Annotated in this window: 12 protein-coding genes; 2 read left to right on the top strand and 10 right to left on the bottom strand. The window is 46.4% G+C overall.

The genetic code is table 11. The features are described 5' to 3' along the window. From AC0J5I_RS03385 to AC0J5I_RS03405, 5 genes are read right to left on the bottom strand one after another with little or no spacing between them, the layout of a single operon-like run. Entirely contained in the window at nucleotides 1-975 is a 975-nt protein-coding gene (locus AC0J5I_RS03385) for an ABC transporter permease (protein ID WP_107996297.1), read from the bottom strand. Further along, the gene (locus AC0J5I_RS03390) at nucleotides 976-2,457 is read right to left on the bottom strand and encodes a sugar ABC transporter ATP-binding protein (RefSeq protein WP_475303631.1); all 1,482 of its coding nucleotides are present in this window, start codon (nucleotides 2,455-2,457) and stop codon (nucleotides 976-978) included. Between the two features lie 11 nt (nucleotides 2,458-2,468). Beyond that, the gene (gene rbsD, locus AC0J5I_RS03395) at nucleotides 2,469-2,864 is read right to left on the bottom strand and encodes a D-ribose pyranase (RefSeq protein WP_475303635.1); all 396 of its coding nucleotides are present in this window, start codon (nucleotides 2,862-2,864) and stop codon (nucleotides 2,469-2,471) included. Continuing rightward, nucleotides 2,839-3,744 (bottom strand): ribokinase, encoded by a 906-nt coding sequence (rbsK, locus tag AC0J5I_RS03400; protein WP_475303638.1) that lies wholly within the window; start codon nucleotides 3,742-3,744, stop codon nucleotides 2,839-2,841. The genes rbsD and rbsK overlap by 26 nt, the downstream gene beginning before the upstream one ends. Further along, the gene (locus tag AC0J5I_RS03405; RefSeq protein ID WP_475303643.1) at nucleotides 3,737-4,720 is read right to left on the bottom strand and encodes a LacI family DNA-binding transcriptional regulator; all 984 of its coding nucleotides are present in this window, start codon (nucleotides 4,718-4,720) and stop codon (nucleotides 3,737-3,739) included. The genes rbsK and AC0J5I_RS03405 overlap by 8 nt, the downstream gene beginning before the upstream one ends. Before the next feature lie 266 nt (nucleotides 4,721-4,986). On the opposite strand from AC0J5I_RS03405, the gene AC0J5I_RS03410 reads away from it, so the two are divergent. Then, on the top strand, nucleotides 4,987-5,670 hold the full coding sequence (locus tag AC0J5I_RS03410; protein ID WP_475299477.1) for a helix-turn-helix domain containing protein: 684 nt from the start codon (nucleotides 4,987-4,989) through the stop codon (nucleotides 5,668-5,670). Beyond that, on the top strand, nucleotides 5,667-6,569 hold the full coding sequence (locus AC0J5I_RS03415; RefSeq protein ID WP_475299478.1) for an IS3 family transposase: 903 nt from the start codon (nucleotides 5,667-5,669) through the stop codon (nucleotides 6,567-6,569). Before AC0J5I_RS03410 ends, AC0J5I_RS03415 begins: the two co-directional genes overlap by 4 nt. Nucleotides 6,570-6,767: 198 nt before the next feature. On the opposite strand, the gene AC0J5I_RS03420 is transcribed toward AC0J5I_RS03415, so the two are convergent. From AC0J5I_RS03420 to AC0J5I_RS03440, 5 genes are read right to left on the bottom strand one after another with little or no spacing between them, the layout of a single operon-like run. Continuing rightward, entirely contained in the window at nucleotides 6,768-8,063 is a 1,296-nt protein-coding gene (locus AC0J5I_RS03420; RefSeq protein WP_475303647.1) for an NCS2 family permease, read from the bottom strand. After that, the gene (locus tag AC0J5I_RS03425; RefSeq protein ID WP_475303652.1) at nucleotides 8,060-9,007 is read right to left on the bottom strand and encodes an ABC transporter permease; all 948 of its coding nucleotides are present in this window, start codon (nucleotides 9,005-9,007) and stop codon (nucleotides 8,060-8,062) included. Before AC0J5I_RS03425 ends, AC0J5I_RS03420 begins: the two co-directional genes overlap by 4 nt. After that, nucleotides 9,008-10,078, bottom strand: coding sequence for an ABC transporter permease (locus AC0J5I_RS03430; protein WP_475303656.1), 1,071 nt, complete (start codon nucleotides 10,076-10,078; stop codon nucleotides 9,008-9,010). A 4-nt stretch (nucleotides 10,079-10,082) separates the two neighbouring features. Beyond that, nucleotides 10,083-11,615, bottom strand: a complete 1,533-nt coding sequence (locus AC0J5I_RS03435; RefSeq protein ID WP_475303660.1) for an ABC transporter ATP-binding protein — start codon at nucleotides 11,613-11,615, stop codon at nucleotides 10,083-10,085. 13 nt (nucleotides 11,616-11,628) lie between these two features. After that, complete coding sequence (locus AC0J5I_RS03440) at nucleotides 11,629-12,660, bottom strand: BMP family lipoprotein (RefSeq protein WP_475303663.1); 1,032 nt, start codon at nucleotides 12,658-12,660, stop codon at nucleotides 11,629-11,631. Between the last annotated feature and the right edge of the window lie 14 nt (nucleotides 12,661-12,674).

A 12,674-nucleotide genomic window follows, 5' to 3' on the forward strand; every position in this document is an offset into this window, starting at 1 on the left:
CTATTTTTTGTTCTTACGATCCAATAAAACAGCGATGATGATGACAACACCTTTAACGACTTGCTGATAGAAACTCGATACACCCAATAGGTTCAAACCGTTGTTCAGCGTACCGATGATCAATGCTCCGATCAATGTCCCCACTAACCTTCCGCGTCCTCCGGATAGACTGGTTCCTCCAAGAACAACGGATGCGATCGCGTCCATTTCATAGGCATTACCCGCAGTCGGTTGAGCAGAGTTCAAACGAGAAGTGATGATGATACCAGCGACTGCCGCCATCAATCCGGAAATGGAATAGATGGCGATTTTGATGCGGTCACTCTTGATGCCGGCAATGAACGCAGCCTTCTCATTCCCACCAAGTGCGAACGTCTTTCTTCCGAATGTCATTTTATGCAAAAGCACATACAACACTCCGAAGAAGAGAAGCATCACAACCACCGGGAAAGGAATGCCGAAAAGATAGCCTCGGCCCATATATTTGAATATGAAACTGTTCCCGATACCAGTGATAGGATTCCCATCCGTGTAAACCAAAGTAAGTCCGCGATAGATCGTCATCGTTGCAAGGGTCGCAATGAATGGCGCCATTTTACCTTTTGTGATCATTACACCATTGCAGGCTCCCAAAAAGGCACCAAGTACCAAGCCCATTCCCATCGCAAGGACAGGATTCAAACCGGAAGCGATCATGCCCGCCATCAAAGCACTGCTAAGAGCGAGCGTTGAACCTACAGAAAGGTCAATCCCACCCGTGATGATGACAAAGGTCATACCGAAAGCGATAAGTGCATTTGTGGAAACTTGTCTCAAAAGGTTCAGCAGATTGGTAGGTGACATGAAGCTCGGGTTCATGATGGTGACAAATATGACAAGCACAACTAATGCGAGCAAAGGCCCCAATTTATTCAGCCTTTTTTTTGCTGGGCCCTTTTCTTTGTTACTTTTTAAGGCTTGTATTCCTAAATTCATTTACATTACCCCCGTTGCTAATTTCATGATTTTCTCTTCTGTCGCCTCTCCACGCTGCAACTCACCGGATATTTTCCCTTCATGGACAACCACAATGCGATCACTTACACCAAGCACCTCAGGCAAGTCACTCGAAACCATAACGATGGCAACGCCTCTGTCCGCCAGTTCATTCATCAATTGATAGATTTCACGTTTGGCGCCTACATCCACACCGCGCGTCGGTTCGTCCAAAATCAATACTTTGGAGCCGATGCCGATCCATTTGGCTAAAACGACCTTCTGTTGGTTCCCTCCGGATAGTCCGGAAACAATATCATCACACCCTTCGGCTTTGACCTGCAAGCGTTCCATCAGCAACTCAACAAAATCTTTCTCGGCTTGTGTGTCGATCAGGCCATTCTTACGGAAACCGTCTATTGAAGGAAGGCTGATGTTTTCACTGATGGAATAATCGAGAATCAAACCTTCTTCTTTCCGGTTCTCCGTCAAGAATCCGATGCCTTGACGAATGGCATCATTTGGACTGGAAATGGTTATTTTCTTGTCTTCAAGATACATCTCACCACTGTCGAGCGGATCGATTCCAAAGATGCTCCGCATGATTTCAGTCCGTCCTGCTCCCATGAGTCCCGAAAAACCAACGATTTCCCCTGCTTTCACTTGGAAGGACACATTCTGGAATTTCCGTTCCGATGAAAGTTTCTTTGCTTCGAAAACGATAGGTCCGATTTTGGAAGTCTTCGCCGGATAATAATCAGCGAGATCCCTGCCGACCATTTTACGCACCACTTCATCGTTGCTAGTGTCAGCTGTTCGTTTCGTATCAACAGATACACCGTCACGCATGACCGTGATGCGGTCACTGATTTTGAAGATTTCTTCCATCCTGTGGGAAATGTAGATGATGGCCACATTCTTTTGCTTCAGGTTCTGGATAATCCTGAACAATACCTCGATTTCCCTTTCCGTCAGGGCTGCTGTAGGTTCGTCCATAATGATCACTTCACCATCGGAAAGTAAGGACTTCGCGATTTCGATCATCTGTTGCTGCCCTACCGACAAATTCTTCACTTCTTCATCCAGATTCAAGGATACACCTAGCTCACGGAACGTCTCAATGGCAAGCGCTCTCATTTTCTTGTTGTTGATCCATCCGATAGCGTTTTTGATTTCATTTCCCAAAAATAAATTTTCGACTACCGTCATTTCCGGCCACGTATTCATTTCTTGATGAATGAAGCTCAACCCGAATTTCTCCGCTTCCTTTGGACTGTCAAATTGCTTTTGGGTGCCATCTATTAGGATCTCGCCTGCATCCGGCTTATGAAGTCCGGTCAAAATATTCATCAGTGTCGATTTGCCGGCCCCGTTTTCTCCCATTAAGGCATGCACTTCTCCCGCTTTGATGGTGAAGTCAACGCCCCTCAATACGTAGTTGGTGCCAAAGCTTTTCGTGATTCCTTTCATCACAACTTCCATTTGTTTCCCTCCTAAAATAGGACTCCTGATTGCAGTATGATATTGGAATAAGGTGTCGCTTCTCCTGTCCGGATAATGGCTTTAGCATCAACCGTCATTTCCTTAAAGGTCTCATGACTGACAAAGGCAACGTCAACGCCTGCCATCCGATCCATAGTCCGCTCGAATTGGTCCGGATTCTGCTCCTTTATCTCCTCAGCCAAAAATACTTTTTCCACTTCCATCTCTTCCATCAGCAACTCCAGAATCGTCTGAAAGGCAGGTTCATGCAAGCGTAAGGATAAATCAATCTTTTTGACGCCTTCCGGTATCGGAAGGCCCGCATCGCCGATCACAACTTTATCTGTGTGTCCCAGATCCGCCAAAACTTTTGCGATATCACTATTTAAGATTCCATGTTTTTTCATAATGTTCATTCTCCTTCAGTTCAGCTAGTGTCGGCATGCCGCCTTGCGCTCCAAATTTCTGTACGGATAATGCCGCTGCCAGATTCCCGAGTTGCAGGCTGGCTTCGATATCCAATCCTGATGCGATTCCTACCGCAAAGGCACCATTGAACGTGTCCCCCGCTCCGGTAGTGTCCACTGGTCCGACAACATATGCCGGAACGTTCCGTTCAACCGAGCCATCATGGTAGCAGACGCCTTTGGAGCCAAGTGTAACGATGAGTTTTCCAGGGTATTTCTTGATTCCTTCCGAAAGTGATAACCCAGGGAACATGATTTTGTATTCGCTCTCATTTGGTGTCATGAAAGTGACTTTCTCCAATAAAGCCTCATCCACTGTCCTTGCAGGTGCAGGATTGTAGAGCACTTTTACACCTTTCTCAAAGCACAGTCCAATCACGGCTTCGACAATCTCTTGCGGCACCTCATTCTGGATGACCATCAGCTCGACTTTCTCAAGTTCTGTTTCCAGATTTTGCAGCCTTGCGCTTTCGAATGCGTTGTTCGCACCCGGGATATAAATGATTGCGTTATCGCCATCGACAATCGTGATGTGGGCTGACCCTGAAGGTAAATGTGTAACCCGTTCCACATTGCTTGTATCAATCCCATTGCGTTTCAGGTTTTCGATCAATTCCGTCCCGAACAAATCATTTCCTACAGTCCCTACCATTGAAACGTTGCCGCCCAAGCGCGCACTGGCAACTGCTTGGTTAGCGCCTTTCCCTCCGAAAGTAGTCCTGAAGTCCTTCCCTGTAATGGTCTCCCCAGTTTCTGGGCGTCTGTCGGCTGTGACGACAAAATCAGTTGAAATACTTCCTAACACCATAATATTACCCATTTTCCATCTTCTCCCTCAATGATTCTCTTATTATTAACGTTACAGGCAATTGTATCCTTTTTTTCAGAATGATTTTGTTTTCGATATGTCTGCAAAGAAGATCTGCAGCTTGATAGCCTAACTCATAAGCTGGCTGGGCAATTGTGGAAAGCCCAGGAAACATCAGTGCAGCGAATGGCATATCGTCATAGCCGATGATCTGAAGTTCCTCAGGGATACGGATCCCTCTTTTGATAGCTTCCTTCATGACTGCCAATGCGTACACGTCATTGGAAGCAATCACGCTGTCCGCATGAGGAAATTGATCCAAAAAATGCTGTGCAGTCTTTTCCGCTGAATCGAATTGGTATGTATCGGTTTGGTACAGTTGGTAAGGAATGTTTTTTTCGTTCAATACCCTCAGATTTCCGGAAAGCCGGTCATGCGAGCTTGGCACGTCTTTCGGCCCGACCATAATGACGACATGCTTTGCTTGTCGCTCGCTGATGGCCTGTGCCGCCAACTCGCCACCGTGGAAATCGTCCGTGTGAACTGCAAATTCGATATCTTCGCTGACCCGATCCAATAACACGTATGGCATGCCATGGAATTCTTTTGTGCTACCTTGTACTGCGGACAGGACTCCCGCCACATTGTTCTGCGCGAAAATTTTCAGGTAATCTTTTTCCTTTTCGACATCCCCCTGCACATTCCCAAGGATGAGACTGTAGCCACTCTCGTTGATTTTATCTTCCACACCTTTAGCAACCAATGGGAAGAACGGGTTTGCGATATCCGGCAGCAGCAATCCAATCAGCTTGGATTTTTTCTGATAGAGGGACCGCGCAACTTCATTCGGCGAAAAATTCAATAGCTTGATTGCTCTTTCGACCTTTTCGCGTGAAGCCTTCCCTACATATCCGCTGTCGTTCATGAACCTTGACACTGTTGCGACGGATACACCTGCCAATTCTGCAACTTCCTTGATAGTAGCCATTCTCCTTCACCTCCGCTGGTTGTAAATGTGTAACCGATTACACAAATAATATAGCACGTTCGGAAAACGTTTGCAAGCATTACGTGCGAAAAAATTTTCTGACCGCAAAAGAAGAAGCGCTGCATCCATGCGGGGACCGACTCTCCTGAGGGAAAATCCGGCAATCCTGAATATCGCTCAAAAAGCAAAAAGCCTATCTCGAAAATGATATGCTACCTCTATATAGGACATTGAATTATTTCAAGTCTTATATGGGGGTTTTTTCTATGTCTAAAAGAGCTATGAAATTATCTGTCGAAAACAGAGTCAACATTGTCGAGCAATATGTGAGAAATGAAATCGGTATATCAAGGGCAGCACAGAACGCTGGAGTATCTCAAGAGACCATTCGCAATTGGATTAGACTTTATGAGAACGGCGGTCCATCGGCCCTTTTACCGGTAAAGAAGAACAGTCATTACTCCAAGGAGTTAAAGTTGGCAGCCGTCACGGACTATCTGAACGGCCTGGGCAGCATGATTGAAATCGCCAAAAAATATGGTTTGCGGAGCAAAACGCCACTGCAGAACTGGCTAAAGGATTATAATACTCATAAAGACTTCAAAACAACCAGTGGAGGAAGTACTATGAGCAAAGGTCGGATAACAACCATAGATGAGCGTTTAAAAATTGTGTTGGACTGTTTAGAGAATGGAAAAGATTATGGTGCTATGGCTATAAAATATCAAGTCTCCTATCAAAACGTCTATCAATGGGTAAAGAGATATGCGGAATTGGGAGAAGCAGGGTTGGAAGACCGCCGTGGGCGCAGGAAAGGGACAATGCCCAGCCGGACTCCCGAGGAATTACTTCAAGACGAATTAGCACGTTTAAAACGCGAAAATCAACGTCTAAAAATGGAACTTGATGTAACAAAAAAATTCCAAGAATTAGAAAGGAGGAATCGTTGAGCGAAATAAGAAAACAAGCTGAGTACGAAACCATCAAGCAATTCCATACAGAAAAAGGTTATCCGGTGCAAGTTATGTGCGAAATCTTACATGTGACACGCTCCGCTTATTACCGCTGGCTTGAGCAACCACAAAGTCCAAGGGAAATTCGCAACAACCAAATCGCTGAAGTGGCAAAACAGATCCATGAAGAACATGACGATATGGGTCATCGTCGGATACGCGATGAGTTGGAATATACCCATGGCATGATCATCAGTGACAACCGCGCCCTTCGGTTATGCCGTAGTCAACAAATCCAATCCCGAATCAAACATCGTGCGAATAGCATCACCAAAGGTGCACAGAATCCGTATCATATCGCCGAAAATCGCCTCAACCGGAACTTTCGTGCAGACGCACCAAATGAAAAATGGTTGACCGATGTGACCGAATTCAAGTATTACGAAGGACCGGCAATCAAGAAAGTATATTTGAGTGCCATTTTGGATCTTTATGACCGTCGAATTGTCGCATACATAATCAGTGATCAAAACGATATGCCGCTAGTCCTCCAGACTTTTGATGCAGCCATACAAAATGAGCCAGAAGCTCAGCCGTTGTTCCACAGTGACCGCGGATTTCAATATACAAGTAAGCAATTCTGTGCGCGTTTAAGCGAGGCTGGTATGATACAAAGCATGTCCCGTGTCGCTCGTTGTATTGACAATGGCCCTATGGAAGGGTTTTGGGCGCTCATCAAGCGTGAAAAATATTACCGTCGCAAATTTACGAGTCGTTCCTCTTTGATTGATATGATTCACAACTATATGGAATATTACAATAATAGACGCATTCAAAGAAAGCTGCATATCATGACTCCGATGGAGTTCCATGACCAGTATTTCGAGGCAGCCTAATGACCCCTCACGTTTTGTGAGGGGAGCGGGTTGTGCTTCGCTCATAAAACGTGTGGGCCGCCAAGCGTAAGCGCGGCAGATATATATATGCAAAAAAACTGCCCCCACATTACGGGGAGCAGTCTGTAAAACTGTTTAAATATTTTACTGTCCTATTGACGGGTGGCATACCAAAAAGAGACAGACTTTTTGCCTTTTTTAAATGAATTTCAGCACAAAATACAGAACAAAGATGCCTGTCAATCCATACATCATTTTCGAAACAGCTTGTCGATCACCCGAGAATACTTTGATGAACGTGTACAGAATAAAGCCCCAGCCGATACCGTCCGCAATGTTGAACGTCAATACCATCATCAACACCATCAGGATGGCCGGGAAATATTCCGTGAAATCATCAAAATTGATGCCTTTCAGATTGTTGGCAGCCAACAAGGATCCCACAATGATGAGCAAAGCCGAAATGACAGCCAGCGGAATAAGGGCAATGAAGGGAATCAACGCGATGGTGAACAGGAAATAAACGCCCACCATAAAGGATGTCAATCCGCTCCTTCCTCCCACAGCGATGCCTGTTGCCCCTTCCGCACTTGTGCAGGTGGAGCTGCATCCCAATAAACCTGCAATCATCACTGACAATGCGTTTGATTCAAGCGTTCGTTTCAACACTTTGGGTTGTTCGGAGGTCAAAAAACTGACCTGTGTCCCTAAATTTTGGAAAACGACCAAAATCAAGAGGGAAAATACGGCAACCCAATAGTCCATCGACAGAACGCCCGAAAAATCAAGTTGGAAGATAAACGGCTCCAAGGAACCCAGATCGATAAAGGAATAGGAAAATGAGCTGATGTCCGTTACCCCTAAAGCAATGGAAATGAGAACACCGAAAATAATCGTCAACAAAAAATTGCCTTTTACATTTCTGACGAACAGGATCAGTCCGACCAGCAGTGTTGCCAACAGCGTCAACGGCACCGGTTGAAAAATATTATTCAGTGCCACGATTGTACCCTCTGAGGATACGATGATTCCGCCGTTCTTCAAGCCAAGGAAGATCAAGAAGAAGCCGACTCCCGCGCTCATGCCTTTGATCAAAGTCACCGGGATGGAGCGAAGGAGGTGATCGACCACGTTGAAATGCGTCAACAGGAAGAAGAGCAAACCGACGATAAAGATAATCGATAAGCTTTCTTGCCAAGTAAAAGCAAAGGCTCCGACCAAGATGTAGGTGAAGAAGGCATTGTCGCTCATTCCCGGAGCAAGTATCAAAGGCGAATTGGCATACAGACCCATCAGAATGTTACTGATGGCTGTCGTCAGTATCGTCGCAATCACAACAGAATTATAATCCATGCCGGCTTGCGACAAAATCAGCGCATTGACGGCCACAATATACACAATAGAGAAAAAGGAAGTCGCACTCGCCAACATTTCGGTCCGTATCGAACTGCCTTTCTCTTTCACACGAAACAGTTCTTGCAATAGCTCCATCATCTCACGCTCGCGTCATAATGGACACCCAACGCTTTTGGACCCCTAGTTTTTCTTCCTGTGAAGATAAGCGCCAATAACGTCACGATGTATGGCAACATATAGAAGAATTCAGTCGGAATGGCACTTGCAAAGTCCAAGATTTGGATCTGGTCTTTGATGGATTGTGCGAATCCAAAAAGTAACGCTCCCATCATGACGCCGTATGGGTTCCAGCGTCCCAGAATGACTGCCGCAATCGCGATGAATCCTTGCCCGGCGATTGTATTGAACGAAAAGTTTCCGTTTGTCGTCAATACAATGGTCGCCCCTCCCAAGGAAGAAATCGAACCACTGAGCATCACAGCCCAGAATTTAATTTTCATGACGTTGATCCCGGCAGTGTCGATGGACCCAGGATTTTCGCCGACCCCTCTCAGACGTAAGCCTGCAGGTGTGCGGAAGAAGTAAAATCCGATGGCAAAGACCATAATGAAGGCCAAATAGGTTGTAGGATAGGAACGGAACAAGGCATCCCCAATGAATGGTATGTCGGATAATACCGGTATGTTCACTTTTGCGAACATATTCCGTAAGCGTGGTGTATCTGCTGCGCCATCAAACAATAATTTCACCAAGAAAAAGGTGAAGTTGGCCGCCAGCAAGTTGATGACCACCCCGCTGATGACATGATCAGCCTTGTATTTCAAGGTCGCCAGCGCATGCATCCCTGAGAACAAAGAAGTGAACACAAAGGCCGACAATAAACCTATCCACGGGCTGAACCCGCCCATTCCCATCGATTCGGCGAAGTTGGCGCCGATAGCGGAGAAGAAGGCCCCAGAAATCATGAATCCTTCGACTCCTAAGTTGGTGACTCCTGCCCGCTCGCTGAGCATCCCGCCAAGTGCACCGAACAACAGTGCTGTAGCAAAAATCAAACTGCCGCTTATAATATTGGCTACCATCTATTTCGCCTCCTCTTTATGCAATTGTTTCTTTGGCAATACGGCTTTGACGATTCCGGGTGCTGCCACAAAGAAAATAATCAGCGATATCACAATGCCGATGATTTCGCTCGGCACGCCCGCTCCGAACTGCATCCCTTGCGAACCGTAATTCAAAGCCCCGATCAGGATCCCGGACAAGGTTGTTCCCAATGCGGAATTGCCTCCCAGCAATGCAATGGCCACACCATCGAAGCCTATACCGCTTGTTGAGGAACTGATTGCGACATACCCATAAACGCCCAGCGTATCCAAAGTACCGATTAAGCCACCCAAAGCCCCGGAAAGGAACATCGTGCGTGTCATAATGCGGTTCACGCGGATGCCGGCATAGGAAGCTGCATTCGGATTCAAGCCCACGACTTTGGTTTCATATCCCCAGCGGGTCTTCTCAAAGAAGTAGTAAAAAGCAAAGATGATGAACGGGACCAGAAAGAATCCCCAATGGATTCGCGCGCCATCGAACACTTCGTTCAGGGAAGGGAACGTTATGCCAGCCGATTCTTTGATCATGGCGGAACGTGCCGTCCCTTCCTGCGCCGCGAAATTCTTGATCAAAATATGGCTGAAATACAAAGCGATATAGTTCAGCATGATCGAGCTGATGACCTCATTGATCCCAAATTTGGTCTTGAGACCCGCAACCAACACACCCCATAATCCACCCGCAACGACACCGACAAAGATGGCCACAATACCGTGCAAAATAGGCGGCATCTCGATGAGCGTACCGACCAAAAGGGAACTGACGGCGCCCATAATGATCTGGCCGTCCACTCCGATGTTGAATACACCCGCTTTATTGGCCACCGCAACAGCCAGGCCACTCAAAAGCAGCGGAATGATGGCACGAATCGTTTCCCCGATATCATAAACCGATCCGAATACTTTTGTGACCAACGACTGATAGGCAACCAACGGATTGTACCCACCGATGACCATCACGATTGCTCCGATAACGAGTGCAATCAGTACGGCGATGATTGGAACCATTACATTACTGTTTTTTGTCTTTCTTTTCAATTTTTCCATGGTATCATTCCTCACCCGATCCTTTACCAGCCATCATCAGACCCAGCTCTCTGTCGTTAGTTGTCTCTGGTTTTGTTTCCCCGACGATTTTACCGTCGAAGATGATTGCTATCCGGTCTGACAAGGTCAAAATTTCCTCCAATTCGAAAGAAACCAACAGGATAGCGACTCCTTTGTCACGCAAACGCACGATTTGGCGATGGATAAAATCGATGGCGCCTATGTCCAGACCTCTTGTCGGCTGTACGATGATAAGGAGTTTTGGATCGCGGCTGATTTCCCTCGATAGGATGACTTTTTGTTGATTACCGCCGGACATGCCCCGCACAACCGTATATTCATTTTCAGCACGGATATCATAGTTTTGCATCGCTTCACGCGCTGCTTCATACATCCGCACTTTGTCCAGTTTGATCCCTTGGTTATGCTTTTCCTTGTAATATTCGATCAAAATCAGGTTTTCGGCTATATCGTTATCCAAAACAAGGCCATGTTTATGTCTGTCGGCCGGCACATAGCTCACACCGGATTCATAGATTTCACGCGTGGATTTCTCTTTGATGGAGACGCCATTGATATGGACATCCCCCTCATCGAATGCGCGCATCTTAACGATTGCTTCCACCAATTCACTCTGCCCATTCCCGTCCACCCCGGCAATCCCTAATATTTCGCCGGCCGCTACGGTCAGATTAACGTCATCCAAAATCCGCTTCTTGCTGGCGCTGAACGAGGTAAGGTTCGTTATTTCCAACACGGTCGCTTGCGGGTTGTATGCTGCTTTCTCGATTTCACGGGAAAGGTTTTTTCCGACCATCAGCTGCGCAAGCTGTTCTTCATTCGTTTCAGCCACATCCACGCTAGCGATGAATTTCCCTTTGCGGATGACGGTGCATTTGTTGGCTACTTGCATGATTTCCTTCAGTTTATGGGTGATCAGAATGATAGACTTGCCTTCCACCACTAATTTTTTCATGATCTGGAGCAGTTCCCCAATTTCATCCGGGGTCAATACCGCAGTCGGTTCATCAAAAATCAACAGATTGGCACCGCGATAAAGGCATTTTAAGATTTCAACTTTTTGTTGCATCCCAACGGGCAAATCCTCGATTTTACTGGTCGGATCCACCTTCAACCCGTACTTCGTTGAGATATCGCTGACTTCCTTCACCGCTGCCTTCATGTTAATTCGGATTCCGTCCTTTGGTTCCATCCCTAAGATGATGTTTTCGGTCACGGTAAAATTTTCGATCAGTTTAAAATGTTGATGGACCATCCCGATGCCGAGGTGAATGGCGTGATTCGGGTTCTCAATCTTCGTTTCATTTTCATAAACCGATATGGCACCGCCATCTGGTTGATACATCCCGAACACCACATTCATCAAAGTGGATTTTCCAGCCCCATTTTCACCAAGCAGAGCGTGGATTTCTCCACGTCCTACTGTCAGTGAAATATCATCATTAGCGACAAAATCGCCAAATTTCTTTGTGATGTGCTTTAATTCCAATACTTTCTCGACCTTCGTTTGATTCATCATAGTATTCTCCTTATGGCTGTTCAGGCACTGTGATTTCTCCAGAAATGATTTTTTCCTTATAGCTTTCGACCACATCCAGTACTTCTTTCGGCACATTGATATCGGAAGTATCAGCCAAACCAACGCCATTTTCTGCCAATCCTAGACGCACCACTTGTCCACCTGGGAATTCCCCGTCGGCAGCTTGTTGGGATACTTCATAGACTGCATTGTCGACGTTCTTGATCATGGATGTCAATGTAACATCATTCCCGAATTCCAAGGACTGATCTTTATCGACGCCGATGACCCAAACTTTTTCGCCAGCTTGGAAACGTTCTTGTGCTTCATTGAAAATACCGTTCCCAGTTCCACCTGCAGCATGGAAGATTACGTCCACACCGTCGTTGTACATGGTGGAGGCAGCAGATTTCCCGATATCCACACGGTTGAATACGCCCGCATAGTTCACGACGATCTCTGCATCCGAATTGATTTCACGGACTCCGGCTTCAAAACCGGCTTGGAAGCGTTGGATAACAGGGATTTCCATTCCACCGATAAATCCGATCTTATCCGTTTCAGACATGCTCGCTGCCACAATTCCCGCCAGGAATGCCCCTTCATTCTCCTTGAATGAAATCGATACAATGTTGTCGATCCCTTCGATATCGGCATCGACAATTCCCAATTTAGCATCGGGATTATTTTTGGCTATGTTTGTAACAGCATCCGCCAACGTTGCTGCAGTTGCCCAGGTCAAGTCCGTGCCGCTGTTGACGAATTGCAGCAAGCTCGGTTCCACTTCCGCATCGGATTGTGGTTCAAGATATTTCACATCGTAGCCGAAGTCTGCTTGTAATTTTTGCAATCCTTCCCAGGCGCTTTGGTTAAAGGACTTGTCGTTCACACTGCCCAAATCCGTTACCATCCCGACTTTAAACTCTTTCCCGGCAGTTGTGCCGCTTTCGCTGCTGTCGCTTGAGCCACCGTTTCCGCAGGCAGCTAACAAGGTTGTTGCCAATAAGGAAAAACCAATCGTTCTAACTGTAAATTTTTTCATCTGAATCACTCCTA

The organism is Trichococcus sp. TS_SC_9 (assembly GCF_056156325.1).